At 61.8% G+C, this 26163-nt stretch carries 28 protein-coding genes; 9 read left to right on the top strand and 19 right to left on the bottom strand.

The genetic code is table 11. The annotated features are described in order from the left end of the window. Positions 1-51: 51 nt before the first annotated feature. Entirely contained in the window at positions 52-822 is a 771-nt protein-coding gene (locus ACFY9W_RS16200; RefSeq protein WP_391131958.1) for a MetQ/NlpA family ABC transporter substrate-binding protein, read from the top strand. Between the two features lie 119 nt (positions 823-941). On the opposite strand, the gene ACFY9W_RS16195 is transcribed toward ACFY9W_RS16200, so the two are convergent. From ACFY9W_RS16195 to ACFY9W_RS16175, 5 genes are read right to left on the bottom strand one after another with little or no spacing between them, the layout of a single operon-like run. Continuing rightward, positions 942-1574, bottom strand: a complete 633-nt coding sequence (locus ACFY9W_RS16195) for an SCO family protein (protein WP_060499831.1) — start codon at positions 1572-1574, stop codon at positions 942-944. Then, on the bottom strand, positions 1571-2464 hold the full coding sequence (cyoE, locus tag ACFY9W_RS16190; RefSeq protein ID WP_391131956.1) for a heme o synthase: 894 nt from the start codon (positions 2462-2464) through the stop codon (positions 1571-1573). The genes ACFY9W_RS16195 and cyoE overlap by 4 nt, the downstream gene beginning before the upstream one ends. Further along, positions 2449-3528, bottom strand: a complete 1080-nt coding sequence (locus ACFY9W_RS16185) for a COX15/CtaA family protein (protein WP_391131953.1) — start codon at positions 3526-3528, stop codon at positions 2449-2451. Before ACFY9W_RS16185 ends, cyoE begins: the two co-directional genes overlap by 16 nt. A gap of 9 nt (positions 3529-3537) precedes the next feature. Then, positions 3538-4119 (bottom strand): hypothetical protein, encoded by a 582-nt coding sequence (locus ACFY9W_RS16180; protein WP_391131951.1) that lies wholly within the window; start codon positions 4117-4119, stop codon positions 3538-3540. Continuing rightward, on the bottom strand, positions 4088-4825 hold the full coding sequence (locus tag ACFY9W_RS16175; protein WP_391131949.1) for an SURF1 family cytochrome oxidase biogenesis protein: 738 nt from the start codon (positions 4823-4825) through the stop codon (positions 4088-4090). Before ACFY9W_RS16175 ends, ACFY9W_RS16180 begins: the two co-directional genes overlap by 32 nt. A 51-nt stretch (positions 4826-4876) precedes the next feature. Between ACFY9W_RS16175 and ACFY9W_RS16170 the strand changes: the two genes are divergently transcribed. Further along, positions 4877-5080, top strand: coding sequence for a twin transmembrane helix small protein (locus ACFY9W_RS16170; protein ID WP_391131948.1), 204 nt, complete (start codon positions 4877-4879; stop codon positions 5078-5080). A gap of 105 nt (positions 5081-5185) precedes the next feature. On the opposite strand, the gene ACFY9W_RS16165 is transcribed toward ACFY9W_RS16170, so the two are convergent. The 4 genes from ACFY9W_RS16165 to coxB are packed head-to-tail and all read right to left on the bottom strand — an operon-like array spanning position 5186 to position 9427. Beyond that, on the bottom strand, positions 5186-6073 hold the full coding sequence (locus ACFY9W_RS16165) for a cytochrome c oxidase subunit 3 (protein ID WP_391131946.1): 888 nt from the start codon (positions 6071-6073) through the stop codon (positions 5186-5188). Positions 6074-6089: 16 nt separating this feature from the next. Next, a complete protein-coding gene (locus ACFY9W_RS16160) occupies positions 6090-6656 on the bottom strand; it encodes a cytochrome c oxidase assembly protein (protein ID WP_198751925.1) in 567 nt (188 codons plus the stop codon). Between the two features lie 10 nt (positions 6657-6666). Next, complete coding sequence (gene ctaD, locus ACFY9W_RS16155) at positions 6667-8256, bottom strand: cytochrome c oxidase subunit I (protein ID WP_198751928.1); 1590 nt, start codon at positions 8254-8256, stop codon at positions 6667-6669. Between the two features lie 43 nt (positions 8257-8299). Then, positions 8300-9427 (bottom strand): cytochrome c oxidase subunit II, encoded by a 1128-nt coding sequence (gene coxB, locus ACFY9W_RS16150; RefSeq protein ID WP_391131943.1) that lies wholly within the window; start codon positions 9425-9427, stop codon positions 8300-8302. A 368-nt stretch (positions 9428-9795) separates the two neighbouring features. On the opposite strand from coxB, the gene ACFY9W_RS16145 reads away from it, so the two are divergent. Next, positions 9796-10437: a hypothetical protein gene (locus tag ACFY9W_RS16145; RefSeq protein WP_391131941.1), complete on the top strand. Its 642-nt coding sequence runs from the start codon at positions 9796-9798 to the stop codon at positions 10435-10437. Positions 10438-10569: 132 nt separating this feature from the next. Here the strand turns inward: ACFY9W_RS16145 and ACFY9W_RS16140 are convergent, their stop codons facing one another. From ACFY9W_RS16140 to prlC, 6 genes are all read right to left on the bottom strand, one after another. Further along, entirely contained in the window at positions 10570-12102 is a 1533-nt protein-coding gene (locus ACFY9W_RS16140) for a SulP family inorganic anion transporter (protein WP_391131939.1), read from the bottom strand. 191 nt (positions 12103-12293) lie between these two features. Beyond that, on the bottom strand, positions 12294-13013 hold the full coding sequence (locus ACFY9W_RS16135) for a carbonic anhydrase (RefSeq protein ID WP_201206648.1): 720 nt from the start codon (positions 13011-13013) through the stop codon (positions 12294-12296). Positions 13014-13422: 409 nt separating this feature from the next. Beyond that, positions 13423-14481, bottom strand: a complete 1059-nt coding sequence (locus ACFY9W_RS16130; protein ID WP_391131937.1) for a PA0069 family radical SAM protein — start codon at positions 14479-14481, stop codon at positions 13423-13425. A gap of 78 nt (positions 14482-14559) precedes the next feature. Then, a complete protein-coding gene (locus ACFY9W_RS16125; RefSeq protein WP_391131935.1) occupies positions 14560-16554 on the bottom strand; it encodes a M3 family metallopeptidase in 1995 nt (664 codons plus the stop codon). A 109-nt stretch (positions 16555-16663) separates the two neighbouring features. Then, complete coding sequence (locus ACFY9W_RS16120; RefSeq protein WP_391131933.1) at positions 16664-16945, bottom strand: YheV family putative zinc ribbon protein; 282 nt, start codon at positions 16943-16945, stop codon at positions 16664-16666. Continuing rightward, positions 16942-19029, bottom strand: a complete 2088-nt coding sequence (gene prlC / locus ACFY9W_RS16115; RefSeq protein ID WP_391131931.1) for an oligopeptidase A — start codon at positions 19027-19029, stop codon at positions 16942-16944. The genes ACFY9W_RS16120 and prlC overlap by 4 nt, the downstream gene beginning before the upstream one ends. 66 nt (positions 19030-19095) lie before the next feature. On the opposite strand from prlC, the gene ACFY9W_RS16110 reads away from it, so the two are divergent. From ACFY9W_RS16110 to ACFY9W_RS16100, 3 genes are all read left to right on the top strand, one after another. Continuing rightward, positions 19096-19644 carry a gamma carbonic anhydrase family protein gene (locus tag ACFY9W_RS16110; RefSeq protein WP_016497395.1) on the top strand — a complete coding sequence of 183 codons (549 nt, stop codon included), beginning with the start codon at positions 19096-19098 and terminating at the stop codon, positions 19642-19644. A 120-nt stretch (positions 19645-19764) separates the two neighbouring features. Further along, positions 19765-20415: an HAD hydrolase-like protein gene (locus tag ACFY9W_RS16105; protein WP_391131929.1), complete on the top strand. Its 651-nt coding sequence runs from the start codon at positions 19765-19767 to the stop codon at positions 20413-20415. Between the two features lie 249 nt (positions 20416-20664). Next, complete coding sequence (locus ACFY9W_RS16100; protein WP_391131927.1) at positions 20665-21618, top strand: transposase; 954 nt, start codon at positions 20665-20667, stop codon at positions 21616-21618. A 92-nt stretch (positions 21619-21710) separates the two neighbouring features. On the opposite strand, the gene ACFY9W_RS16095 is transcribed toward ACFY9W_RS16100, so the two are convergent. Further along, positions 21711-22784 carry an aminopeptidase gene (locus ACFY9W_RS16095; protein WP_391132043.1) on the bottom strand — a complete coding sequence of 358 codons (1074 nt, stop codon included), beginning with the start codon at positions 22782-22784 and terminating at the stop codon, positions 21711-21713. An 85-nt stretch (positions 22785-22869) separates the two neighbouring features. Here ACFY9W_RS16095 and ACFY9W_RS16090 point away from each other — a divergent pair, with 85 nt between their 5' ends. After that, positions 22870-23283, top strand: coding sequence for a hypothetical protein (locus ACFY9W_RS16090; protein WP_391131925.1), 414 nt, complete (start codon positions 22870-22872; stop codon positions 23281-23283). Between the two features lie 55 nt (positions 23284-23338). Further along, a complete protein-coding gene (locus ACFY9W_RS16085; protein WP_391131923.1) occupies positions 23339-23752 on the top strand; it encodes a hypothetical protein in 414 nt (137 codons plus the stop codon). A 126-nt stretch (positions 23753-23878) separates the two neighbouring features. On the opposite strand, the gene ACFY9W_RS16080 is transcribed toward ACFY9W_RS16085, so the two are convergent. Then, on the bottom strand, positions 23879-24112 hold the full coding sequence (locus ACFY9W_RS16080; protein ID WP_172231979.1) for a DUF1161 domain-containing protein: 234 nt from the start codon (positions 24110-24112) through the stop codon (positions 23879-23881). Positions 24113-24185: 73 nt separating this feature from the next. Further along, complete coding sequence (locus ACFY9W_RS16075) at positions 24186-24611, bottom strand: OsmC family peroxiredoxin (RefSeq protein ID WP_391131920.1); 426 nt, start codon at positions 24609-24611, stop codon at positions 24186-24188. Between the two features lie 154 nt (positions 24612-24765). On the opposite strand from ACFY9W_RS16075, the gene ACFY9W_RS16070 reads away from it, so the two are divergent. After that, positions 24766-25770, top strand: coding sequence for an MsnO8 family LLM class oxidoreductase (locus ACFY9W_RS16070; protein WP_391131918.1), 1005 nt, complete (start codon positions 24766-24768; stop codon positions 25768-25770). A 99-nt stretch (positions 25771-25869) separates the two neighbouring features. Here ACFY9W_RS16070 and ACFY9W_RS16065 read toward each other — a convergent pair whose 3' ends face one another. Then, complete coding sequence (locus tag ACFY9W_RS16065; RefSeq protein WP_391131916.1) at positions 25870-26091, bottom strand: DUF1161 domain-containing protein; 222 nt, start codon at positions 26089-26091, stop codon at positions 25870-25872. Positions 26092-26163: the final 72 nt, after the last annotated feature.

Raw genomic sequence — 26163 nt, 5'->3', positions numbered from 1 at the left:
GGCCCGGCCGACCCGTTCGGGGGCCGTCGCGGCCCTCACAAGGAGTGATTGATGAAGAAGCTGCTTGCTGTTGCTGCCGCTGTCGCGGCCTTCTCGGCCCACGCCGATACCCTGACCGTTGCCGCCACCCCGGTACCACACGCCGAGATCCTCAACTTCGTCAAACCACAACTGGCGAAAGAGGGCGTGGAACTGAAGGTGAAGGAATTCACCGATTACATCCAGCCGAACGTACAGGTGGCCGAAAAGCGCCTGGACGCCAACTTCTTCCAGCACCAGCCGTACCTGGATGAGTTCAACAAGGCCAAGGGCACCAACCTGGTGAGCGTAGCCGGCGTGCACATCGAGCCGCTGGGCGTGTACTCGACCAAGATCAAGAAGCTGGACGAACTGTCCTCCGGCGCCACCGTGGTCATCCCCAACGATGCCACCAACGGCGGCCGCGCCCTGTTGCTGCTGGACAAGGCCGGTGTGATCAAGCTGAAGGACAACAAGAACATCCTGTCCACCGTGAAGGATGTTGCCGAGAACCCGAAAGGCATCAAGTTCCGTGAGCTGGAAGCGGCCACCATCCCGCGCGTGCTGACCCAGGTCGATGCTGCCCTGATCAACACCAACTACGCGCTGGAAGCCAAGCTGAACCCGGAGAAGGACGCGCTGGCCATCGAAGGCAGCGACTCGCCTTACGTGAACATCCTTGTTGCCCGCCCGGACAACAAGGACTCGGAAGACATGAAGAAACTGGCGGCTGCACTGCACTCGCCAGAGGTGAAGCAGTTCATCAACGAGAAGTACAAGGGCGCTGTGGTTCCGGCGTTCTAAGCCGAACAATCGCGCTGCATTCTTCGCGGGCACGCCCGCTCCCACAGGTACATCGCTAGCCTCAGGCCTTGTGATATCCCTGTGGGAGCGGGCGCGCCCGCGAAGCTTTTAATGCCCCATCAATCCCGCTTCACAAGCCCCGGCAACTGCGCCACCAGCTTCTGGTTGTTGAACGGCGCACGAATGAACCCGCGCTGACGCCCGTCCGGCCCCACAACTGCCAGGTTGCCACTGTGATCCACGGTATACCCCGGCTTGCTGGTATCCGCCGGAATGAACGGAATGCTCAAGGCATTCGCCAGCTTCTGGGTATCCTCGATCGACCCCGCCACCCCGACAAAATCCTTGTCGAAATAGCCCAGGTACTGCTTCAGCTGGTTCGGCGTGTCGCGGTTCGGGTCCACGCTCACCAGCACCACCTGCAGCCGGTCGACGGCTTCCTTGGGCAGCTCGCTCTTCACCTGGCGCAACTGGGCCAGGGTGGTCGGGCAAATGTCCGGGCAATAGGTGTAGCCGAAGAACAGCAGCGACCATTTGCCTTTCAGGTCATCCAGTTGCACCGGCTGGCCATCCTGGTTGGTCATGGTCACATCGGCCACGGTGCGGCTCTGCGGCAGCAGGATGATGCCCGCATCGATCAGCTCGGTGGGGTTGGGCTGGTCGCGGCCATTGAGCACCTTGTTGACGGTAAGGCCCATGATCAGCGCGACCAGGGCAACGAGGATGAAGACGGTTTTCTGGGTTCGGGTCATAGGTTCAGCAACAGGTAGTGGTCGAGGAGCAACGCGATGAACAGCGCGAACAGGTAGCCGATAGAGTACTTGAACGTGCCAATCGCCGCGTGCGGCCGGCTGCCACGGTACAACACCCAGGCCCAATGCAGGAAGCGCAGGCCCAAGGCCAGGGCACAGGCCAGGTACAGCGGGCCGCTCATGTGGATGGCATACGGCAGCAGGCTTACCGCCAGCAAAATCAGGGTGTACAGCAGGATATGCAGCTTGGTGTAACGCTCGCCGTGGGTCACCGGCAGCATCGGGATATCGGCCTTGGCGTACTCCTCCTTGCGGTGAATGGCCAAGGCCCAGAAGTGCGGCGGGGTCCAGGCGAAGATGATCAGCACCAGCAGCAAGGGCTCGGCGCTGACATGGCCGCTGACCGCCACCCAGCCGAGCAGCGGCGGGGCGGCGCCGGCCAGGCCGCCAATAACGATGTTCTGTGGCGTGGCACGCTTGAGAAAGCCGGTGTAGAGCACCGCATAACCGAGCAAGGAAGCCAGCGTCAGCCAGGCGGTGAGGGCGTTGGTAAACTCCAGCAGCAAGGCCATGCCCGACAGCGCCAGGGCCAGGGCGAACAACAGCGCCGGCAGTGGCTCGACCCGGCCCTGGGCCAAGGGCCGCTTTTGGGTGCGGGCCATCAGCGCATCAATGCGCCGATCCACCACATGGTTGACCACCGCCGCGCTGCCAGCACACAGGCCAATCCCCAGGTTGCCGAACAGCAACACCCTCCAGTCCACGCCCGCGCGGGTGGCGAGGAACATGCCTGCCAGCGAGGTGATCAGCATCAGCACCACCACCTTGGGCTTGGTCAGCTCCAGGTAATCGCGCCAGCTGGCTCGCCGTGCACTCAGAAGCGTCGCCACGAATCGTTCCTCATGTGATGGGAAATGCCCACACCGGTCACGGGCCGCAAGCGCCAGCCGTGGCCTACACCCACGCGCACCTTGTCGACTACGCGAATGCGGTAGTTCACCAGCACCATGCTCAGCAGCAACAGCGCGCCACCCGCGTTGTGCGCCACCGCGACAGCCAACGGCAGGTGGAACAGTACGTTGCTGATGCCCAGGCCGACTTGCAGGGCCAGCGCCAGCAGTACCAGCCGTGCCAAGCCGGGCAGGCCACAGCGATGCAGCTTCCAGCTGAGCATCAGCAGCACGCAAATCACCAGCAGCGCACCCAGGCGGTGGCTGATGTGGATAGCGGTGCGCGCATCACTGTCCAGTTGCCCACCCAGGTAATTGGGGCCGACGTGCTGGGTCAGGTGGAAGCCGTTGCTGAAGTCCGCCGCCGGCCACCACTGGCCGTGGCAAGTGGGCAGGTCGATGCAGGCGACGGCCGCATAGTTGGCACTGACCCATCCGCCCAGGGCGATCTGGCCGATCACCACCAGCAGGGCCAACGCAGCGATGCGGCGCAAGCTCAACGGCAACTTGGGCAATGGCGCAAACGCCCGGGATAGGCGCAGGGATAACAGGAACAGCAGGCTCAACGTGGTGAAGCCGCCGAGCAAGTGCGCGGTGACCACCTGTGGCCACAGCTTCAGGGTAACCGTCCACATGCCGAAGGCCGCCTGTGCCAGCACCACGCCCAGCAACAGCACAGGCAGACGATAAGGCTGACCGTCGCGGGCATGCCGGCGCACCGCCTGGAAGGCCAGCAGGGCGATTACCATGGCCAACGTGCCGGCGAAGTAGCGATGGACCATCTCGGCCCAGCCCTTGGCCTCTTCCACCGGGTGATCCGGGAAGTGCAGCTCGGCATGGGCAAGTTGGGCTTCGCTCTTGGGCACGCTGATGAATCCGTAGCAACCCGGCCAGTCGGGGCAACCGAGGCCAGCGTGGGTCAGGCGGGTATAGGCACCCAGCAGCACGACCAGCAATGCCAGCAGGGTGGCGAACACAGCTAAGCGGAATCCGGGTCTGGCCATGGCAGGCTCCTAGCCGATGTTGGACAGCTTGAGCAGGTGGCGCAGGTCGTCCAGCACATGCTTGCCGTTGACCTTGCCGTCATAGCGCAGCACCAGGTTGCCGTGGGGGTCGACGATCCAGAGTTGCGGGCCGGGCTCACCGATCTTCTGCAAGTAGCGTGGTGCGTCCAGCGGGTAGCGTTGCAGTTGCGGGTACTCGCGGCCCAGCAGCGCCTGGTAGTCAGCGCTTAGCGGTTGGGCAGCGGCCAGCGCATGGCTGGCGCGGCTGGCATCGCGGCCCAGGCCGACCTGGATCTGCCGGGCCAGGTACACCAGGCGCTGGCAGTCCTCGGCGCAGGCCTCGGGCGCGCTGACCAGCAGCTGCCAGCGCTGGTCTTCACCCGCCACGCCGATATCCGCACGGGTCTCACCATTGCCGATCATGGCGCCGTGGTAGCTGCGGCCTTCCGGCACCCAGAAGTTGAGCTTGTACATGCTGGTGGCCAGAATCATCGGCCCAAGCACCACCAGCAGGATCAGCAACAGCTGCAAACGCCCGCGGGCTCTGGGTTTGCTACGTTCAGGCACGTCCAGCGGAGTGGCGGTGGCCATGGCGTTTCTCCTTGTTTTGGTGCCAGCCGAAGTAGAGGTAGAGCAGAACCAGCGCGGTCGCCAGGGCAAACCACTGCACGGCGTACCCGAGGTGTTTTTCCGGGCCCATGGCCACGACCGGCCAGTCCAGGCGGTAGGTTGCCGGGCCGGGCTCCAGGCGCAGTTCGTGGGCATAACCTTCACGACCGAACTGCGGCCATAGCTGAGCGGCGTCGATGGCGGTCAGCAGGTGCGGCCATTGGCCGCCGACTGGGTCCGGGTGCAACTGGAAAGTGTTGCCGGGTGCCACATACACCGAGGCGTCGAGGGCCAAGGCCTGGGCAGGGGTATCGAAGTGCACCGGTACGCGGCGGTCTGGCCATGGCAGCCAGCCGCGATTGACCAGCAGCCACAGGCCGCTGGCCTGGTCGTGGAAGGGTTGCAGCAATTCAACGCCGGCCTGACCGTCACGCAGGCGGTTGTCCAGCAGCACGCTGTGCTCGGCGTCGAAGCGGCCATACAGGTGCACGCGGCGGAAGGCGTTGTCTTCGTTGCCATTCAGCTGGCTGGTCGCCAGCGGCGCTTCGATACGTCGCTCGGCGTAGCTGGCCAGCAATGCGCGCTTTACCTCGGCCCGGCCGAGTTGCCAGCAGCCAAGCGCGATCAGCCCCGGTAGCAGTGCAAGCACCACCAAGGTGGGTACCCAGCCTGGGCGAAACGGCCTCACGGGCGCCTCGCTATACTTATCCACATCACCGCATCCCCCCGGAGTAGCGCCATGCTCAAGGCCGCGATTGTCCTGATGCTGATGGCCACGATTGCCAGCCTGTTCAGTGGCCTGGTGTTCCTGGTCAAAGACGATGAAAACTCGACCCGCCTGCTGAAAGCGCTGACTGTGCGGGTGACCCTGGCGGCGCTGACCATAGGGCTGGTCGCCTGGGGCTTCATCAGTGGTCAGCTCGTCTCCCACGCCCCTTTCTGAAGTTTTCACCTGACCCTGTGGGAGCGGGCATGCCCGCGAATGCGATGTTGAATGTGCCGACGCATTCGCGGGCGCGCCCGCTCCCACAGGGTTCTCTGTCTGCCTTCAAAGCACATACACAAAGATGAACAACCCCACCCAAACCACATCAACGAAGTGCCAGTACCAACTGGCTGCCTCGAAGCCGAAGTGTTTCTCCGGGTTGAAGTGCCCCCGCAAAATTCGCACGAACATCACGATCAGGATGATCGTGCCCAAGGTCACGTGGGCACCGTGGAAGCCGGTGAGCATGAAGAACGTCGCACCATAGATCCCCGACCCCAGCGTCAGCCCCAGCTTGGTGTAGGCCTCGTGGTACTCGAAAGCCTGAAGCGCAATAAAACTGAGGCCCAGCAGGATGGTCAGCGCCATCCAGAACTTAAGCGGCCCTCGGTGATCACGACGCAACGCATGGTGGGCGATGGTGATGGTCACACTGGAGCTCACCAGCAAAATGGTGTTGATCAGCGGCAGGTGCCACGGGTCGATCACTTCCTTGGGCGGCGGGAACAGTTTCGGGTCCGGTGTGTGCAGCAGCGGCCAGGTGAATTCGAAGGTTGGCCACAGCATGTGCGCAACCCCTTTGGCCCCTTCACCGCCCAGCCAAGGCCCGGCCAGCACGCGCACATAGAACAGCGCACCGAAGAAGGCCAGGAAGAACATCACCTCGGAAAAGATGAACCAGCTCATGCCCCAGCGGAACGAGCGGTCCAGTTGCGGGCTGTACAACCCCGCACGGCTCTCTTTCACCACGGCACCGAACCAGCCAAACAGCATGTAGGCCAGGAACAACGCACCAATGAAGAAAATCAGCGGCCCGTGCGAATCCGGGTGCCCAGCCTTCATGTCATTGAACCAGGTGCCCAGGCCAAATACCGTGATGAACATGCCGATGGTGGCAATGATCGGCCACTTGCTCTGCGCCGGAACGTAGTAGTGCTGATGACTTGCCATTGCTGTTCTCCTTCCCTTAACGGGCGCCCTGGACGTCCTGGGCCGCAACATGAGCGACCGGCGGGTGGCGAGCGGTGATGTCGAACAAGGTGTAGGCCAGTGTCAGGTGCTTCACGCTGGCCGGCAGGTCGCGGTCGACAATGAAGCGCACCGGCATCTCGATGCGTTCGCCGGGCTGCAGCACCTGCTGGGTAAAGCAGAAGCACTCGGTCTTGTGGAAGTACGCCGCGGCCTCGGCCGGGGTGATGCTGGGTATCGCTTGCGCACTCATCGGCCGGTCGGTCGGGTTGTGGGCAATGAAGATCATCTGGTTCACCGCCCCCGGGTTGACCTCCAGTTGGTCAGCCGTGGAATAGAAGTCCCAGACCATGTCGCTGGCATTGGTCGACATGAACTGCACCCGCACCGAGCGCGACGGGTCGCTGACCTGGCTGCCCTCGTATTGCCCGCCGGTCTTGCCGTTGATGCCAAACGCCTTGCACATCACGTCGTAGATCGGCACCAGGGCAAAGCCGAAGGCGAACATCACCACCGTCAGCATCAGCAGGCGCGTTACCAGGCGTTTCAGCGACAGGCCTTTCATGGCGGGTTCCCTATTTCACTTCCGGTGGCGTCTGGAAGGTGTGGTAAGGCGCAGGCGAGGGGATCGACCACTCCAGGCCCTCGGCGCCATCCCAAGGCTTGGCCGGTGCCGGTGCCCCACCGCGGATGCACTTGATGACGATAAACAGGAAGAAGATCTGCGTTGCACCAAACATGAAGGCACCGATCGACGACACCATGTTGAAGTCGGCGAACTGCAGGTTGTAGTCAGGGATGCGGCGCGGCATGCCTGCCAGGCCCACGAAGTGCATGGGGAAGAAGGCCATGTTCATGCCGATGAACGACAGCCAGAAGTGCAGCTTGCCAAGGGTTTCGTCGTACATGTGGCCGGTCCATTTCGGCAGCCAGTAGTAGGCCGAGGCAAAGATGCCGAAAATCGCCCCGGGCACCAGCACGTAGTGGAAGTGCGCCACCACGAAGTAGGTGTCGTGGTACTGGAAGTCCGCCGGGGCGATGGCCAGCATCAACCCGGAGAAGCCGCCGATGGTGAACAGGATGACGAAGGCAATGGCGAACAGCATCGGCGTTTCAAAGGTAAGCGAGCCTTCCCACATGGTGCTGACCCAGTTGAACACCTTCACCCCGGTGGGCACGGCAATCAGCATGGTGGCGTACATGAAGAACAACTCACCCACCACCGGGATGCCGACCACGAACATGTGGTGAGCCCAGACAATGAACGACAGGAAGGCAATTGCGCCGGTGGCGTACACCATCGAGGTGTAGCCGAACAGCGGCTTGCGCGAGAACGCCGGGATGATCGAGCTGACCGCGCCGAACGCCGGCAGGATCATGATGTACACCTCGGGGTGGCCGAAGAACCAGAACACATGCTGGAACAGCACCGGGTCACCGCCGCCAGCGGCACTGAAGAAGCTGGTGCCGAAATGGATATCCATCAGCATCATGGTCACCACGCCCGCCAGCACCGGCATTACTGCAATCAAAAGGAACGCGGTAATCAGCCAGGTCCAGACGAACAGTGGCATTTTCATCAGGGTCATGCCCGGTGCGCGCAGGTTGAGGATGGTGGCGATCACGTTGATCGCGCCCATGATCGAGCTGATGCCCATCAGGTGGATGGCGAAGATGAAGAAGGTGACACTGGCCGGGGCGTAGGTGGTGGACAGCGGGGCGTAGAAGGTCCAGCCGAAGTTGGGGCCACCGCCAGGGCTGAACAAGGTCGAGACCAGCAGCAGGAACGCCGCAGGCAGCAACCAGAAGCTGAAGTTGTTCATGCGCGGCAGGGCCATGTCGGGCGCGCCGATCATCAGCGGGATCATCCAGTTGGCCAGGCCGACGAAGGCCGGCATCACCGCGCCAAACACCATGATCAGGCCGTGCATGGTGGTCATCTGGTTGAAGAACGCCGGCTCCACGATCTGTAGCCCTGGCTGGAACAACTCGGCGCGGATCACCATGGCGAACGAGCCGCCGAGCAGGAACATGATGAAGGCGAACCACAGGTACATCGTGCCGATGTCTTTATGGTTGGTGGTCAGCACCCAGCGCATCAGGCCCTTGGCCGGGCCGTGGGCGTGCTCATGGCCGTGGGCGTGGTCGTCGATCACTGTGCTCATGTCCTGTCTCCTGCAATCCATTGATTGCCGCGAGTAACCCGGCTCACTTGGCTTCTGCCTGCTTCAGCGCCAGCACGTCCTTCGGCGTGACCATGTCGCCCTTGTTGTTGCCCCAGGCATTGCGCTCGTAGGTGACCACAGCAGCGATGTCGACTTCCGACAGCTGCTTGCCAAAGGCGGCCATGGCGGTGCCGGGCTTGCCGTGGTAGACGATGCTCAGGTGGCCCTCTTTCGGCCCGGTGGCGATCTTCGAGCCCTTGAGCGCCGGGAACATCGGCGGCAGGCCCTGGCCTTCGGCCTGGTGACAGGCCACACAGGTGGTGTGGTAAATCTTGTCGCCACGTTCCACCAGCTCTTCCAGGGTCCATTCCTTGCTGGTCAGTTCCTTGAGCTTGGCGGCCTCAGCCTTGCGTTCGCCGAGCCAGGTGTCGTAGTCGGCCTTGGATTTCACCTCGACCACCACCGGCATGAAGCCATGGTCCTTGCCGCACAACTCGGTGCACTGGCCGCGGTAGATGCCGGGCTTCTCGATACGGGTCCAGGCTTCGTTGACGAAGCCGGGGATGGCGTCGCGCTTGACCGCGAAGGCCGGCACCCACCAGGAGTGGATGACGTCGGCGGCGGTTACCAGAAAACGCACCTTGGCGCCCACCGGCAGCACCAGCGGCTGATCGACTTCCAGCAGGTAGTGCTCGTCCTTGGGGGCCTTGTTGTGGATCTGATCGGCGGGGGTGGCCAGGTTGCTGAAGAACTCCACGTCCTGGCCCAAGTACTTGTAGTGCCACTTCCACTGGTAGCCGGTGACCTGGATATCGATGTCCGACTCGCTGGCGTCGTAGATATCGATCAGGGTCTTGGTGGCCGGGATGGCCATGACCACCAGGATCAGGAAAGGCACCACCGTCCAGAGGATCTCCACCCAGGTATGCTCGTGGAAATGCGCGGCCTGCTGGCCGGTGGAACGGCGGTGGATGACCATCGACCAGAACATCGCGCCAAACACGACGATGCCAATGATCACGCATATCCAGAAGATGGTCATGTGCAGGTCGAAGACGGCGTTGGAGACTTCCGTCGCCCCCGGGTGCATGTTCACGGTCCAGGCGGCGTTCGCCTGACCAAAAACCGACCACAACAGGAGGCCCATCCAGACATGTGGATGTCGCATCATTGCGGGTTCCCCTTCTAATTCTTGTTGTCCCGGAGGCGTGGCCTGCGGCAAGAGGGAACGGCGGTCAAGACTGCCTGGCTTCGACGACCGAGCCCCTGCAAAAGCAGTCGGGCCTCATCAACGAATCACGTTCACCGGGAGTATAGTCAGCGACCAATGGCACGCAATGAAGGCAGTGAAATGAACTTCACGAAATGGCCAGATGCCCTGGAAACCGCAGGCTTGAGAGCTCACGGCCAGATAATGGCACCTCGATATGCCCGAGAGCGCACACGTTTGCGCGGCTTATAACAAATGCGTCTTAGGTATTCTGTATACCGAGCTAATTTAGTGTCTTCCGTTTGAAACGTAATGTCCCTGGAGTTGTCATGAACATCGCTGCTGTACGCGAGCAGGTAAGCCAAGCCCATCAACATGAAGGCCAGACCGGCCAATTGAAACAGCGTCTCGAGCTGCAACTGCCCCACCTGCACCCCTCGATCCAACTGCCTGAGCAGGACGCCCAGGGTACTTTGGCGCGCTTCGTCAGCGCCTACATCGACCAGGTTCCGGAACTGCTGGAAGCCGCACACGCGGTTGCCCGCGAGGCCGGGATCGAGTCGCAGATCAAACCTGTATTGAAAATTGCCGAGGCTTACTTCCTGCAGCCACCCGAAGTCATGAACGGGCATGTGGGGCTGGACTGCCTGCTGGATGAGGCGTACCTGGCGCACCGCCTGGTGGAAGAGGTGAATGACTTGTACATCCGCCATTTCCAGCAGCCGCTGATCCCGGTCGACACCACTGTTGCCAACCTGATTGCCCACCAGTTGATTGGCGAAGAATTTGCCAACCAGCTGGATGAAGTGGTGCACCACTCGGTGGATGAGATGCTCAATGACGCAAGCTTTGCGGTGGAGTCGGTGGAAGCCTACCGCGAGAAGCTGAGTAGCCCGGCAACCGGTGAGGCGTGGAAGCGCTGGCCGTGCCTGTCGCGTCAGCTGGGTGTCGAGCTGGGTCAACCGGCCTGATACTCCTGCTCCGGCCTCTTCGCGGGCACGCCCGCTCCCACAAGGACCGCACAGCATCTGAGTTGTGTGCGGTCCCTGTGGGAGCGGGCGAGCCCGCGAAGAGGCCAGTTCAGGCAATACAAAACTTAAGCTTCAGGCCCCAACCCCCGCCGTAGTCCGCAACCGCCCCTCGATCCGCCGCTTCAACCGCCGCTGCTCGATCAACAACCGCGACCCGTTTGCAGCATTACTTCGGTGCCAGTCCTCCAGCAACTCAAGGCACGAGTGGTCGATGTAACTCAGGTTACCCAGCGGCACATGCAACGTGGTCCCCGCCGGTACGGTGTCCAGCACCTGGGTCAGCGCCGGCACCTTCAGGAACGTCGCCGCACCACTCAGCCGCAACTCCATATGCCCAGCCTTCTCCAGGCCCACCAGGTTGATCTTCAGCCGCGCCGCCTTGAACGCCAGCTTCAGCAAGGTCAGGGCAAAGCCCAGCAGCACGCCAGTCAGCAGGTCGGTAAAGATGATCGCCAGCGCTGTCGCCGCGTAGGTAAACATCGGCATGCGGCCATAACGGCCCAGCCCGCGAAACGCCTTGAAGTCGACCAGCTTGACCCCGGTGAACACCAGCACACCCGCCAGGCTCGCCACCGGAATCTGCTGCAGCACGCTGCTCAACGCCACCACGAACGCGAGCAGCCATAGGCCATGGAAGATCGCCGACGCGCGGGTTTGCGCGCCCGCCTGCACATTCGCCGAGCTGCGCACGATCACCCCGGTCATTGGCAATGCACCCAACACGCCGCATAGCATGTTGCCGATGCCTTGGGCCGACAGCTCACGGTCGAAGTCCGAGCGCTGGCCGCTGTGCATGCGGTCTACCGCCGCGGCCGACAACAAGGTTTCCGCACTGGCGATGAAAGCCAGGGCGAAGGCGGCGACCAGCAGGGTAGGGTCGGCCAGTTGCATCAGGTCATCCGGGCGAATCCAGTCGATGGCCTCGGACAGGTCTGCCGGCACTTGCACCCGGTTTACCGGCAAGGCCAGCCACATGCTGATCGCGGTCATGGCTGCTACACCCAGCAAGGCACCAGGGACAAACCTCAGCCGCTGCGGCCGCAAGCGCTCCCAACCCCACATGATGGCAATGGTGCCCAGGCCCAGCGCACCGGCCATCCAGCCGGAGCCTGTGCTTTCCTGTGGCAGGGCTGCGGCAACGGTGGAGGGGAATTCCAGCAAGTTCTGCAACCCGGAAGGCTGCGGCGCCGTATCGAACATCACATGCACCTGCGACAGCACGATCAGCACGCCGATGCCCGCCAGCATGCCATACACCACCGCTGGCGCAGTGACGCGGAACCAGCACCCCAGGCGCAGGCGCCCGGCCAGCAACTGCAAAAGCCCCGCCAGCAGCAAGATCGGCCCGAGCATGGCCATGCCATGCTGGCGCACCAACTCGAACACCAGTACCGCCAGGCCGGCAGCGGGGCCGCTGACCTGTAGCGGCGAACCGGCAAGCAAACCCACCACAATGCCGCCGATAATGCCGGTGATCAGGCCCTTCGCCGGCGGCATGCCCGAGGCAATCGCGATACCCATGCACAACGGCAGGGCCACCAGAAAGACCACCACCGACGCCAGTAACTCGCGCGGCAGGGCCGCTTTCAACTGTGTAATGTTCACCGTGTTTCTCCTTTCTTAGTCGCACGGCCATTCCCCTGGCCGTGGGCACGTTTGCCCCTGACAAACGCGCAGGCGCGGGCCGCCAGCAGGCGTGCCGGCAAGGCAGTCAGGGAATTCAAGGCAGCAGAAGGCCGCGCCACACCCCTACAGGGTGCAGCCGGCTATCAAGGTTCTAGCGGTGGATGGGTCGCTTAGTAGCGGCCTCTCGGGGTGGCGCAGGGGACTGGCTCGCCAGCAGCCAAAGGCATGAAGCTGTCGCTGGCGGCGTCGTAGGCTTCGATTTTGCTGGTCTCGATGTCGTACACCCAACCATGGATGAACAGTTCGCCAGCGGCCAGGCGCGAGGCCACCGAAGGGTGGGTGCGCAGGTGGTGCAGCTGGGCGATGACGTTTTCCTTGGTCAGCACCTGCATCGTTTCGTGTTCGCTGCCGCACGAGCAGTTGTTCTCGACAACGGTGCGGGCCACTTCGGCGTGGCGCAGCCAGGCACCGACGGTCGGCATCTTGTCCAGCGAATGCGGGTTGAGCACCGCGCGCATCGCGCCACAGTCGGAGTGGCCGCAGATGATGATGTGGTGCACTTTCAGTGCCAGTACAGCGTACTCGATGGCGCTGGAGACGCCGCCGTTCATCTGGCCGTATGGCGGTACCACGTTACCTACGTTACGGGTTACGAACAGGTCGCCTGGCGAGCTCTGGGTGATCAGCTCGGGGACGATACGCGAGTCGGCGCAGGTGATGAACATGGCGCGCGGTGTTTGCGCAGTGGCGAGCTTCTTGAACAGCTCTTGCTGATCGGGGAAGACGTCATGGTGAAAGCGCAGAAAGCCATCGACAATGTGCTTCAGGGCGGCATCGGCGCTCTCCGCGGGGACCTGCGGAACGACCTTGGATGGGTCCTTGACGGGCATGATTCATCCTCTTGACGGTGTGTAGGTAAATCCATTTTACCGGTGAAAGATTCTGGCTATGCAGGGATTTAGATGACACGCACGGGCCATAGATCACAGTCGGTGTGGACTGATTTCCTACGCTAGCGGGGAAAACTTAACTGAAACTTAATTCGAAGGCTCTAGAACGGGTGTTCCAGATGTAAAAGGCGGGAAATGGATAATAGCAAAAAAACATCAGCTGCCAATATGTATTAGCGAAATTATCAACTCGGATTAGTTGCACTCAGGGGTGGCAATAGGCCCTCACCTTGTAGCCTGAGACCTGCACAGTCCCTGTGGGAGCGGGCATGCCCGCGAAGAGAGCAACTCGGTGTATGGCACCGGCTGCGCCGGTGTTCGCGGGCACGCCCGCTCCCACAGGGGCATGTCAAAACAACGCCATCTGCCCGCCGGGCGGGCAGAACGCCGAGCAGTCCAGCGCCTGCGCTTCCCGCCCTTCAAAGTCCAGGCGCTTCATGGCTTTGGCAAAACGCTGCGCCAGCAAATCGGCAAACACCCCTTCACCGCGCATCCGCGCACCAAAGCGGCTGTCATACAACTCACCCCCGCGGCTTTGGCGGATCAGGCTCAACACATGCGTCGCCCGTTGAGGGTAGTGGTCTTGCAGCCACTGCTCGAACAGCGGCGCCACCTCCAGGGGCAGGCGCAGCATCATGTAAGCCGCGCTCTGTGCACCCGCATCCTTGGCAGCCTCCAGCAGGCGCTCCAGTTCGCTGTCGTTGACCATCGGGATCATCGGTGAACACAAGACGCCCACGGGCACACCTGCCTCACGCAACACCCGGATCGCCCGCAAACGGGCCTTGGGCGAAGCCGCACGTGGTTCCAGCACTCGCTTCAGGTCGTCGTCCAGTGTGGTCAGGCTGATCATCACCCGCGCCAGCCGCTGCCGGGCCATCTCAGCCAGCAGGTCAAGGTCGCGCAGCACCAGTGCACCCTTGGTGACGATGGTCACCGGGTGTCGAAACCGCAGCAACACTTCTAGCAGGCGCCGGGTCAGCAACTGCTCGCGCTCGATCGGCTGGTAGGGGTCGGTGTTAGAGCCCAAATTGATTGGCGCGCACACGTAGCCAGGTTTGCTCAACTGCTGCGCCAGCACCTCGGCGGCGTTGGTCTTGGCAATCAGCTTGGTCTCGAAATCCAGGCCGGGTGAAAGGTCCCAATAAGCGTGGGAGGGCCGGGCATAGCAGTAAATACAGCCATGCTCGCAGCCGCGGTAAGGGTTGATGGAGCGATCGAAGGGCAGATCAGGTGAGGTGTTGCGGCTGATTACCGTCTTGGCCGTCTCGATCCGTACCTCGGTGCCTTGGGTTTGAGGCACTTCCTGGTACCAGCCGTCGTCCTCCACCACAGAATGGCTGGGGGCAAAGCGATTGTGCGGATTGTTCGCTGTTCCACGGCCTTTTAACGGTGCTGGAGAAATCATGACCCACCCCCGGATACTGTTGTTATATACAGTATCGTGTGCATCGCAATCTTTCCAGCACCTCCGGTCAGCGCGGCGTCATTTCAGCCCATGCCAGCGCAGGTAGGGTTCCTGGCTCGCTGGCCTGCCAAGAAATGCTTCGATGCTTTTGCGCAGTGGGCGGGATGCTCCGGGGGCGAACAGCGTCTCCTGAAGTGCCCGGCCTGCAGCCCGGTCAAGCAAGCCTTCAGACTCGAAGCGGGTGAACAGGTCGAAGGCGTACACATCGGACCACAGGTAAGCATAGTAGCCCGCATCATAGCCCCCCACCAGGTAGTCGAAGGCATGCGCCGGGTGTTCGTAGTCGTGCACAGGCCAATAACCACAGCGCTCACGGGCTTCATTCAAGCGCTGCTCCAACGACCGGCCATCATCAGGCGTGCCGTGCAGATCCAGGTCGAACAGCGCCAGGCTCAGCTTGCGCGCGATTTCCTCCACGCCCAGTTGGCGCAAGTCATCCAGGCATAGTTTGGCCGAATGCCGGGTGAGCAGGCTGCCATCGCGCAGGGGCGAAGAAATCGACACAAGGTAATCTGCATCCCAGACCCAGCGCTCGAACAGCTTGCCAAACAGCTCCACACCATCGCTACCCAGTTCGGTAATACTGGACATTACATGGGTGGTGGTGCGTACCAGCAAATGGTGCAAGGCATGGCCAAACTCATGGAAAAGCTTGCGCAGCGACTGGTGATCCAGCAATGGCTGACCATCAGCCAGTGTTTGCGGCAGATCACAGTAGACCACCACCGACGCTGCCTGGTAGATCCCCTCTGCATCCACCCGGCGGTTGCGTATGTACGTGGTGAACACCGAGTCTGGCTGCTTACCGGGATGCTGCATGGCGTCCAGGTACAGGAAACCTATGAACGCATGATCCTGCCATACCTCGAAAGCTTGCACGCTGTCGTGCCAGGTCCCCAGCGGCTTGGCCACCAGAGCTACGCCCAGGAGCTGCTCCGCCAGCTGCTGTAAAGCAGTGATGACAGCATTCAGCGGAAAGTATTCGCGCAAGCTTTCGGTGGCCCGGCCGCTGCGCGCCGAGGCCTGCAGGTAAAGCATATCCCAGGGCTGGAGATCCCCCAGCCCATCGGCAGTGCTCTGGCGCTGCAAATCCGCACGCCACTGCAACATCACCGGCCGCACGTGGCCGGCCAGGTTGTGTAGAAAACTGCGCACCTGGGCAACCGACCCCGCACTCTTGCGCTGAAAGCTCAATTCCAGGTGGCTGGCATAACCAAGCAGTCGGGCTTTTTCCCCAAGCAGCCGGGCCAATTGCTCCAGGTAGGTGCGGTTATCCAGTCGAGGCTCCGGGCTGACGCCGCGAGCGTGATACGCACGGTACGCCCGCTCGCGCAATGCGCGGTTGTCGGCATGCTTGAGCACTGCTTCGGTAGCCACGCTTTCGCAGGCTATCAGCCAGCCCTGCTCACCTTCTTCCTCAGCCCTGGCGGCCAATTCATCGCGAACCCGTTGCGCGATACCGCCAAGCTCGGCCTCATCGGTAATCACAAACCCCGGCCGGTTGATATTGGCGCGAAACGCCTGGCGTGCATCGCCGATCAGCGCCTGAAGTTTTGTGAGCCGTGCCTTGCCCGTGCTGTCGAGCAATGCCCCGCAGGAAGCGAATTTGTCGAGATGCCACCGCAAGACTGCGCGCTTTCCGGCATCCAGATGCTTGCCAACTTCGCTTTTGGCCAAGCGCTCGTACAAATGCTGCAGCGTGCTGTTGATCAGCTTCTGCTCCAACTGCGCCATGGCCTGGCCATAGAACCCAATGATCGCGTTGGCCCAGTCCACGCCCCGGCCTATCAACGGTGTGCTTGCAAAAAAAACCGCCAGCAGTTGGCTGTCCAGCTCATCAACCGCCAGCACCAGTTCATCCCAGGTAGGCATGGCCTGCTGCCCGGCAACGATTCGCTCGATACCTTGCGCATGCTGCAGCAGCACGTGGTCGAACGCAGCCGCCATGTTTTCGAGGGTGATTGCCGGGTAATCGACTGGGGTATGGCTGTTTTGCAGAAGCGGGTTGCCCATGGTGAAACACCTTGCTCGCAGGAAGAGCAGGTGAGCGTGCACGGCCATTGGGCGGAGGGTGGCCTGACTATCTACCACCCGGGCATGGCGCCCGGGCGGCACAACAGACTTACTCGGTCGGTTTCTTCAGCTTCGGGTTGGGGAAGAACTGCACCGTCTGCACCTTGGCCGGCGCGGCTTTGGGCGCAAGGTGGTTAACCCGCGTACCCAGCTCTTTAGGCACCGACAGGCCCTGTTCGTTGAGGGTGTCGGTAAAGCCGCAGGCCACGCACTCGCGGTGCGGTACGCCGTCCTCGTTCCACATCATCAGCTTGTCGGGTTCACTGCATGCCGGGCATACCGCCCCGGCAATGAAGCGCTTCTTGGTCTTGTTCACGGCTACCTCGCTCATGCTGCGGCGTCTTCGGTGAGGCCGCTGTGGCGCAGCAACGCATCGATGGAAGGCTCACGCCCACGGAAGTCGACAAACAGCTCCATGGGTTCACGCGAGCCGCCACGGGCCAGGATCGCCTCACGGAACGCGCGGCCGGTTTCGGCATTGAGCACACCTTCTTCCTCAAAGCGCGAGAAGGCGTCTGCCGACAGCACTTCGGCCCACTTGTAGCTGTAGTAGCCCGCTGCGTAACCGCCCGCAAAAATGTGCGCAAAGCTGTTAGGGAAGCGGTTATAGGCCGGTGGGCGCATGACCGACACTTCGTCACGCACCCCTTCAAGCACTTGCAGCACGCTGCGGCCATCGCCATGGGTGGCATGCAGTTCGAAGTCGAACAGCGAGAACTCCAGCTGGCGCACCATCATCATGCCCGACTGGAAGTTCTTTGCCGCCAGCATCTTGTCCAGCAGGTCCTGGGGCAGGGGAGCACCGGTTTCGTAATGGCCGGAGATCAGCGCCAGGCCTTCCGGCTCCCAGCACCAGTTTTCCATGAACTGGCTCGGCAACTCGACCGCATCCCACGCCACGCCGTTGATACCGGATACACCGGCATGCTCGATGCGGGTCAGCATGTGGTGCAAGCCGTGGCCAAACTCGTGGAACAGGGTGGTGACTTCATCGTGGGTCAGCAGCGCCGGCTTGCCGGGTGAGGCCGGGGTGAAATTGCACACCAGGTTGGCCACCGGGCTTTGCAGTTGGCCGGCAGCAGTGCGGCGGCGGTCGCGGGCGCCGTCCATCCAGGCACCGCCGCGCTTGTTGGCGCGGGCGTAAAGGTCGAAGAAGAAGCGGCCGACGTGCTGGCCGTTTTCCTTGATCTCGAACAGGCGTACATCCGGGTGCCAGCTGTCGAAGCCATTGAGCTCGGCGATTTCGATGCCGTACAGGCGCTGCACGATGCTGAACAGGCCACCCAGCACCTTGTCGATCGGGAAGTAGGCGCGCAGGGCTTCCTGCGACACGCTGTACCGCTGCTCGCGCAGCTTCTCGCCAAAGTACCCGGCGTCCCAGCTGGCCAGCTCAGGGCAGCCTTGCTCGGCGGCGTAGGCCTTCAGCTGCTCCAGGTCCTGGGCGGCAAACGGCTTGGAACGTTTGGCCAGGTCACGCAGGAAGCTCAACACCTGGTCGCTGGACTCGGCCATCTTGGTGGCCAGGCTCAGCTCGGCGTAGTTCTTGTAGCCCAGCAGTTCGGCCAGCTCCTGGCGCAGGCCAAGTATTTCCTGCATCACCGGGCCGTTGTCGTTCTGGCCGGCGTTCGGGCCCTGGTCCGAGGCGCGAGTGCAGTAGGCGGCGTACAGCTCTTCGCGCAGGGCGCGGTCGCTGGCGTAGGTCATGACCGCGTAGTAGCTGGGGAACTCCAGTGTGATCAGCCAACCGTCGAGGCCTTTGGCCTGCGCAGCGGCAGCCATCTGCGCTTTGGCCGAGTCGGTCAGGCCGGCCAGCGCGGCTTCGTCGGTAACGTGCTTGGTCCAGGCCTGGGTGGCGTCGAGCAACTGGTTGGAGAAGCGGCTGCCCAGCTCACTGAGCTTGCTTTGCACTTCGGCGTAGCGCTGCTGCTTGTCTGCCGACAGGTCGATACCCGACAGGCGGAAGTCACGCAGCGCATGCTCCAGAATAGTCTTTTGCGCCACGTCGAAACCGGCGGCTTCAGGGCTGTTGATCAAAGCCTGGTAGGCATCGAACAGCGCACGGTTCTGGCCCAGTTCGGTAGAGTAGGCGCTCAACGCCGGCAGGCACGACTCGTAGGCCTCGCGCAGTTCTGCGCTGTTGCACACCGCATTCAGGTGGCTGACCGGGCTCCAGGCAGCGCCCAGGCGGTCGTTCAGTTCGTCCATGGCCAGCACCAGGCCAGCCCAGGTAGGGGCCTTGCCCTGCTTGTAGAGGATCTCGGCAATGGCTTTACGGTTGTCGGCCAGGATCGCTTCGATCGCCGGCAACACGTGTTCGGCACGGATTTGCGAGAAGGGCGGCAGATCGTGGGATTGCAGAAGCGGGTTGTTCGCAGTCACGGTTTGGATACCTTGGCAGAAGAAACACTGCCCCATCTTAATTACAATCGACGCCGACCGCAGCAGGCAGCCTGCCTATCGGCACAGATGAGAGACGCTATCATGGCCATCCGAAGCTTCCAGCAACACACTCCGAAAGTTGGACTACGTGCCTTCGTCGACCGTTCGGCGGTGGTGCTGGGCGACGTGGAGATCGGTGAAGACAGCTCGATCTGGCCCATGACCGTGGTGCGCGGCGACATGCACCGCATCCGCATCGGTGCGCGCACCAGCGTGCAGGACGCCAGCGTGCTGCACATCACCCACGCCGGCCCGTTCAACCCGGACGGTTTCCCGCTGATCATCGGTGACGAGGTGACCATCGGCCACAAAGTGATGCTGCATGGCTGCACGCTGGGTAACCGCATTCTGGTCGGCATGGGCAGCACCATCATGGATGGCGCCATCGTCGAGGACGAAGTGATCATCGGTGCCGGCAGCCTGGTACCACCGGGCAAGCGCCTGGTCAGTGGTTACCTGTACATGGGCAGCCCGGTGAAACAGGCCCGGCTGCTGAACGACAAGGAGCGCGCGTTCTTCTCCTACAGCGCCGGCAACTACGTGAAGCTCAAGGACCAGCATCTGGCCGAAGGCTACGACCAACCTGAATGACCGCATTCGCGGGCACGCCCGCTCCCACAGGGATAGCACAAGGCCTGAGGCCGGCGCTGTACCTGTGGGAGCGGGCGAGCCCGCGAAGAAGGCCACAAAGCACTCAAGTGGACCCCGTACATGCACCAGCAAAACATCCTGTTCGACCTCGACGGCACCCTGACCGACCCGCGCCTGGGCATTACCCGCTCGATCCAGTACGCCCTGGCCAAGCTGGGCATCGACGAGCCGGACCTGGCCCGCCTCGAGCACTTCATCGGCCCACCCCTGCTGCAGGCTTTCATGCAGTTCTACAGCTTCGACGAAGCGAAGGCCTGGGAGGCGGTCAACTTCTACCGGGAGCGCTTTCGCGTCACCGGCCTTTACGAAAACCTGGTGTTCCAAGGCGTGCCGGAGTTGCTCGAAGCCCTGAACGGGCAGGGCCGCACGCTGTACATCGCTACCTCCAAGCCCTGGGAATTCGCCCGCGAAATCGCCCGGCACTTTGCCTTCGACCATCATTTCAAGGTGATCTACGGCAGCGAGCTGGACGGCACGCGCACCAACAAGGTCGAGCTGATTCGCCATTTGCTGGATGAAGAAGGGCTGGACCCGGCGCAGACGCTGATGATCGGTGACCGCAAGCATGACCTGATCGGGGCCCGCAGCAATGGCTTGCAGGCAGTGGCGGTGGGGTACGGGTTTGGTAGCCGGGAAGAGTTGATGGCCGAAGAACCGGCGTTCCACTTTGCGACCCTGGCCGAGATGCATCAGGCATTCATCCAGGCTTGATGGCCCTGGGGGCTGCTTTGCAGCCCATCGCGACGCAAGGCCGCTTGTATGGTGATACTTGAAGGGGTGGTGGGACGAAAAAGCCGATTCTGACTGTTCACAGCAGTACAGACCGTGGGAGACATCGCCCCACCCCTTCCACCAAAGCGCCGATAAAGAATGCATCGTTTGCAAGCGACGATAGAAGCAAGCCAGCGCCTCTTGGTGAAACCCCTTCAAGCTGAAAAACCATAACGTGAGGAGTCACCTATGGCAATGCAGGTGGGCAAGTTGATTGTGGGTGCGGATGTCGCAAAAGCTGAGCTGGTTATCCATCACGATGAGCGCGATGAGATCGTCAGGCTGAAAAACTCCAAACTCGAAATTAAGAAATGGCTGAAGCAGCAGCCACTCAACACAGCTATCGCTGTTGAGGCGACCAATGTCTATCACTTGGACTTGGTTGAGCTGGCTCATCGTCAGGGCTTCGAGGTTTATATCATCGATGGCTTTCAACTGAGCAACTACCGGAAAAGTGTTGGCGGACGGGTGAAAACCGATCCGTCCGACGCTCGGTTGCTGTCCCGCTTTCTGAAAAACGAAGGTGAGGATCTTCGTCCCTGGAGCCCGCCGCCCGCCGTCTACGGCAAGCTTCAGAGCCTCCTGCGGCGCAGAGCTGCCTTGGTGAGTGCCCGCACTGCAATGACCCAGAGCTGGGCTAATGAAGGCCTCCTGAAAACCGCGTTCAATACTTTTGTGAAATCAATAGATCGACTGGATCAGTTGATTCAGAAGAAGATTAAAGACGTGCTGCGAGAGGCTGGCTTACATGAGCAAGTCGCTCGCTGCCAGGCAGTAGAGGGCATTGGTTTTCTCACCGCCACAGCGCTGGTAATGGCTTTTACGAGGGGTGAGTTCAAGAGCAGTGATTCGTACATCGCCTTCTTGGGGATGGATCTACGTGTCAGCGATTCCGGGCAGAAGAACGGACGGCGCTGCCTTACAAAACGAGGCTGCTCAGAGATCCGTCGCTTGTTACACAACGCAGCGATGGCAGCCAGCAAGTCGCCCGCGTGGAACGGGGACTATAAACGGCACCTGAACAACGGAAAAGCAACGACCCAGGCGCTGGTAATCCTCGCCAGGAAGCTAGCAAGGGTGGCATTCGCCCTGATGAAGAATCAGGACGAATACACCACCAAAGGCGTCAAACCGGCTTGCTGAAAACCATAGAATCTCCCACATTGATCGGTGTACGCAGGACCTTTGTGGGAGCGGCCTTGCGTCGCGATGGGCCGCAAAGCGGCCCCAAAATCTCACAGACTAAGCATCAACTTCTGCAAAGCCGCCTTCCTGTCAGCGATCGGTAGCCCTCCCAATTGCTCGACCCGCTCATAAAACCGCACCCAGTCTCCGTCAACCTCACGAAACACCGCCGCAAATGCCGGCACCCACTGGTCATACAGCCCAAACGGCAACAACTTGGCGTTGTTCAAAGGCCCATACACCCAGGCGTCATAGCGCTTGTCACCGCCCCACTGGCCGTCGCGAATCTGCCGGTAATCCAGCCTCAAACGCTCAAACTCCGCCTGCTTGGCCAGCCGCTTGTGCGCATCATCCAGCGGCCCGGCATAAATCGCCTGCAACCGCTCACGGCTGGCCAGCACCAGCCGTATGAACTGGTCACGCTGCTGCCCCTGGTTCTCGTCAACCGCTGCAAGCCCACGCACCACGCGCCATTGCCGCGTGCCCTCCTGCTCAACGAAGGAGGCAAACGACTCATTGAACTCGGTATCGTCCTGCACATAAAAGCGCTGGTGAGCCAGCTCATGGAAAATCAGCGTGGCCAGGCGCTCGTCGCCCCAGCCAACCATCGACGACAGGATCGGGTCATCGAACCAGCCCAGGGTCGAATAAGCCTCAACACCACTCACATACACATCCAGCCCATCTTGCCGCATCAGCGCCGCCGCCCCGCGTGCAGCGCCTTGCTGGTAGTAACCGCGATAGGCCACGCACCCCGCGATCGGGAAGCAGTGCGTCACCGGCTGCAACGACAACTCAGGGGTCGCGAATACATTCCACACCACATAAGGCCGGCCCAGTTCGGCGTAAACCCGGTAACTGCGGTTGTCCGGTAGCTTGAGTTGCTGGCTGGCAAATGCACGCGCCTGCTGGGCATGTTCCAACCGCGCGCGCAATTGCGCGGGCGTGGCCGGGTCGGCCACCACCTGCGCCACCGGCTGCCGTGCACGCAGCAGTTGCCATTGGCCCTCGGCCAGCTGCCCGTAATAACCAACGCTGCTGCAACCGTTCAGCAGGAGCGCCGCCAGCAGGGGAACAAAACGGGTGAAAACGCGGTCGAGTGCCCCAGGGCCTGAGCGCTGTATAAGAAAAAGTCGAAGCATCCGGAACTGTCTGACTCGCTCAAGGCCGATTCGCTCCAAGACTATCTCGCCAAGGGGGAGTTTCGCCATGCGTGCATTGTTGGTCGCCGGCTCACTGTTGCTGCTATCTGCCTGTTCGACCTTGCCAGACCCGGACCCGAACCAGGCCTGGATCGACCTCACACCCTACGACAACACATCGCTGGACGCTGTGCAGGTCGATGAGCGCGACTGGGTCGATAACCGTTATTTCGAAGTGCAGCCCGGCAGCCATGAACTGACCGTGCGCTATCAGTTTCCGGTTACCCCCAGCAATATCGGCGCGGTGGACCAACCGCTATGGCGCGATTGCCAGGTCAAGCTGACCTTCAAGGACTTCATGCCCGGGCAGCGCTATCAACTGCAAGCGGGCAGCATTGGCTTCCGCCCCTGGATCAAACTCTACGACCAACAGCAAAAACTGCTCGGGCAGGGCATGCCCGCAGGCTGCCAACGCACCTGAACCCCGCAAACGGCGCTATGCTTGTACCTTGTAAATCGCAAGTGGGAGTCTTGCCATGCGCCAGCCCATGATGCTGATCGCCCTCAGTGCGCTGGGGGCTTGCGCCAGCCCCTTGCCGCCTGTCGACCCCAAGCAGGCCTGGGTCGACCTGTACACCATGACCCCCGGCCGGGTGATCATGGCCGACCGCCTCGACGGTAAACGCCTGGAAGATGGCCGTTACTTCCAGGTCACACCCGGCAAGCACGAACTGGTGGTGCGCTTCGATTATGAAATCTACTCGGGCGGCATCATGAGCGAGCCACGAGACCGTACCTGCTACCTGACCGTGCGCTTTGATGACTTCAAGGCCGGTGAGCGTTATCGCCTGGAGGCGCGGGCGCCGGTGATGGAGCCGCAAGTGTTGCTGTATGACGCCAGCCGCAATGTGTTGGTGAACGAGCCTAGTGACGTGTTCTGCATTCCGTAAGCTGGGGCTGCTGCGCAGCCCAATCGCGACACAAGGCCGCTCCCACATTGATCGGCGTATGCAGCCCCTATGTGGGAGCGGCCTTGTGTCGCGATTGGGCCGCAAAGCGGCCCCAAAATCGTGAATCTAACGGTCGTTCTTCTGGTAGATGATCTTCTTCGTCCCGCCATCACAGGTCCCGACCACCATGTTCTGGTCCTTGACCTCACTGTTGGGCACGATCTCCAGGGTGTAGGACGCCACACCCTGGGCCTGGATCTTGGCCTCGATCTCGGCTTTGAGCTCCTCGCACGGCTTGACCGCCGCCAAGGCAGACGTGGCGACCAGGGAAGCCAATACAGCGATTGCTACGCGAATCATGAAACGGCTCCTGAAGAGGCAGCGTGCTGCCGACGCTGTTTAGACTACAACAAAGCGCCACCGTTGCGCCGCTTCAGCCCACCAGCGCGGCATCCAGGCTGATTTTCGCGTTCAACACCTTGGACACCGGGCACCCTTCCTTGGCTTTGTTGGCAATCTCCAGGAATTGCGCGTCGCTTGCGCCGGGAACCTTGGCCCTTAGCACCAGATGCACGGCAGTAATGGCAAAACCATCAGGCAGCTTGTCGAGCGTTACTTCGGCGGCGGTGTCGATCCGGTCGGCAGTGAGCCCGGCTTCGCCCAGCATCATCGACAGTGCCATCGAGAAACAGCCCGCATGCGCCGCACCAATCAGCTCTTCCGGGTTGGTCCCCGGCGAGCCTTCAAAACGGGTATTGAAGCCGTAAGGGTTCTGCTTGAGCGCGCCGCTTTCGGTAGAAAGCAGGCCGGTGCCATCCTTCAGGCCACCTTGCCAGATCGCCGATGCTGTCTTTTTCATGATGCCTCCTGGTCATTCGGTTACGGGCTTATCGGTTCAGAGGGCAGCCACTCACCGCAAGTTCAGACCAATCGCACAGTAAGCATTGAATCCCTCGAATGTGCCCATACAGAGATGAAAAGGCCTCTGGCCAACCACCTTTGCGGAGGCTCCAATGACGCTACTGCGCGACCTGAAGATTTCCACCCTCGACCTGGTGCCCGTGCGCGCCGATGCCGGCCCCGCGCAGTCGCTGCGCAACTCGCTGGACCTGGCGCAGCACGTCGAGCGTTTTGGCTACAACCGCTTCTGGGTGGCCGAGCACCACAACATGGATGGTATCGCCAGCTCGGCGACGTCGGTGCTGATCGGTTATCTGGCCGGCGGCACCTCGACCATTCGCGTCGGCTCTGGTGGGGTGATGCTGCCCAACCACGCGCCGCTGGTGATCGCCGAGCAGTTCGGCACCCTGGCAAGCCTGTACCCGGGGCGCATCGACCTGGGCCTGGGCCGCGCGCCGGGCTCCGACCAGATGACGGCTTACGCCCTGCGCCGCGACCGCGCAGGCGGCCCCGACGACTTCCCGGACGATGTCGAGGAACTGTCGCGCTACCTCGGCCCACGCACTGATGATCAGAAAGTGATCGCCGTGCCGGGGCACGACACCGACGTACCCATGTGGTTGCTGGGCTCCAGCCTGTTCAGCGCGCAGCTGGCGGGCATGCGCGGCATGCCGTATGCCTTTGCTTCGCACTTTGCGCCGCGCTACATGCACGAGGCGATCCGTGTTTACCGCAACCACTTCAAGCCGTCGACCACACTGGACAAGCCTTATGTGATGCTGGGCATCCCCATGGTGGTGGCCGAAACCGACGAAAAGGCCGAATACCTGGCCACCTCGGTGTACCAGCGCATCCTGGCGCTGATTCGGGGGCAGAGTTTGATGCAGAAGCCGCCGGTAGAAAGCATGGATGGGCTGTGGCTCCCGCATGAGCGGGATGCTGTGGGCAGCTTCCTGGGGCTGGCGATGATTGGCAGCCCGCAGAAGGTACGGGCCAAGGTGGAGGTGCTGCTGGAGCAGACCGGGGCGGATGAGCTGATCTATACCTGTGACCTGTATGAGCATGCGGACCGGGTGCGGTCCTATGAATTGCTGGCGCAGGCCTTGAAGACCGAGTGAGCTTCTTCGCGGGCTCGCCCGCTCCCACAGGGATATCACACGGCCTGAGGCCGGTGCCGAACCTGTGGGAGCGGGCAAGCCCGCGAAGGGTCCAGCACATCAGCCACGGCGGTACACAATCTCCTTGGCACCCGCTTCACACCTACCAATCACCTTGCCGGCCGGCTCGCCCTTGTTGACGATCTCCAGCGTGTAGCCGGTAACGCCCTTGGCATCCAGCTTGGCCGCAATCTCTGCCTTCAGTTCCTCGCACGGCTTGCCTGCTGCCAGCGCACCACCGGCCAGGGTCATCAGGCCCAGCGCCAGAATCAGTTTGTTCATCGATCGCTTTCCTTGTGCAGATGAAATGAGAAAGGGCGCCCGCCAAGGCGCCCCCTTTGTAATAACCCATCA

Origin of the sequence: Pseudomonas sp. NPDC008258 (assembly GCF_042956345.1) — a bacterium.
GTDB lineage: Bacteria > Pseudomonadota > Gammaproteobacteria > Pseudomonadales > Pseudomonadaceae > Aquipseudomonas.
This window is presented reverse-complemented; position numbering and strand designations above follow the sequence as displayed.

Bases quoted from the DNA above. Each gene is read 5' to 3' on its own strand.
- ACFY9W_RS16200 (WP_391131958.1), top strand. From the start codon at position 52: ATGAAGAAGCTGCTTGCTGTTGCTGCCGCTGTCGCGGCCTTCTCGGCC.
- ACFY9W_RS16195 (WP_060499831.1), bottom strand. From the start codon at position 1,574: ATGACCCGAACCCAGAAAACCGTCTTCATCCTCGTTGCCCTGGTCGCG.
- ACFY9W_RS16185 (WP_391131953.1), bottom strand. From the start codon at position 3,528: ATGGCCAGACCCGGATTCCGCTTAGCTGTGTTCGCCACCCTGCTGGCA.
- ACFY9W_RS16180 (WP_391131951.1), bottom strand. From the start codon at position 4,119: ATGGCCACCGCCACTCCGCTGGACGTGCCTGAACGTAGCAAACCCAGA.
- ACFY9W_RS16170 (WP_391131948.1), top strand. From the start codon at position 4,877: ATGCTCAAGGCCGCGATTGTCCTGATGCTGATGGCCACGATTGCCAGC.
- ACFY9W_RS16165 (WP_391131946.1), bottom strand. From the start codon at position 6,073: ATGGCAAGTCATCAGCACTACTACGTTCCGGCGCAGAGCAAGTGGCCG.
- ACFY9W_RS16160 (WP_198751925.1), bottom strand. From the start codon at position 6,656: ATGAAAGGCCTGTCGCTGAAACGCCTGGTAACGCGCCTGCTGATGCTG.
- ctaD (WP_198751928.1), bottom strand. From the start codon at position 8,256: ATGAGCACAGTGATCGACGACCACGCCCACGGCCATGAGCACGCCCAC.
- coxB (WP_391131943.1), bottom strand. From the start codon at position 9,427: ATGATGCGACATCCACATGTCTGGATGGGCCTCCTGTTGTGGTCGGTT.
- ACFY9W_RS16145 (WP_391131941.1), top strand. From the start codon at position 9,796: ATGAACATCGCTGCTGTACGCGAGCAGGTAAGCCAAGCCCATCAACAT.
- ACFY9W_RS16135 (WP_201206648.1), bottom strand. From the start codon at position 13,013: ATGCCCGTCAAGGACCCATCCAAGGTCGTTCCGCAGGTCCCCGCGGAG.
- ACFY9W_RS16130 (WP_391131937.1), bottom strand. From the start codon at position 14,481: ATGATTTCTCCAGCACCGTTAAAAGGCCGTGGAACAGCGAACAATCCG.
- ACFY9W_RS16125 (WP_391131935.1), bottom strand. From the start codon at position 16,554: ATGGGCAACCCGCTTCTGCAAAACAGCCATACCCCAGTCGATTACCCG.
- ACFY9W_RS16120 (WP_391131933.1), bottom strand. From the start codon at position 16,945: ATGAGCGAGGTAGCCGTGAACAAGACCAAGAAGCGCTTCATTGCCGGG.
- prlC (WP_391131931.1), bottom strand. From the start codon at position 19,029: ATGGGGCAGTGTTTCTTCTGCCAAGGTATCCAAACCGTGACTGCGAAC.
- ACFY9W_RS16110 (WP_016497395.1), top strand. From the start codon at position 19,096: ATGGCCATCCGAAGCTTCCAGCAACACACTCCGAAAGTTGGACTACGT.
- ACFY9W_RS16105 (WP_391131929.1), top strand. From the start codon at position 19,765: ATGCACCAGCAAAACATCCTGTTCGACCTCGACGGCACCCTGACCGAC.
- ACFY9W_RS16100 (WP_391131927.1), top strand. From the start codon at position 20,665: ATGGCAATGCAGGTGGGCAAGTTGATTGTGGGTGCGGATGTCGCAAAA.
- ACFY9W_RS16090 (WP_391131925.1), top strand. From the start codon at position 22,870: ATGCGTGCATTGTTGGTCGCCGGCTCACTGTTGCTGCTATCTGCCTGT.
- ACFY9W_RS16085 (WP_391131923.1), top strand. From the start codon at position 23,339: ATGCGCCAGCCCATGATGCTGATCGCCCTCAGTGCGCTGGGGGCTTGC.
- ACFY9W_RS16080 (WP_172231979.1), bottom strand. From the start codon at position 24,112: ATGATTCGCGTAGCAATCGCTGTATTGGCTTCCCTGGTCGCCACGTCT.
- ACFY9W_RS16075 (WP_391131920.1), bottom strand. From the start codon at position 24,611: ATGAAAAAGACAGCATCGGCGATCTGGCAAGGTGGCCTGAAGGATGGC.
- ACFY9W_RS16070 (WP_391131918.1), top strand. From the start codon at position 24,766: ATGACGCTACTGCGCGACCTGAAGATTTCCACCCTCGACCTGGTGCCC.
- ACFY9W_RS16065 (WP_391131916.1), bottom strand. From the start codon at position 26,091: ATGAACAAACTGATTCTGGCGCTGGGCCTGATGACCCTGGCCGGTGGT.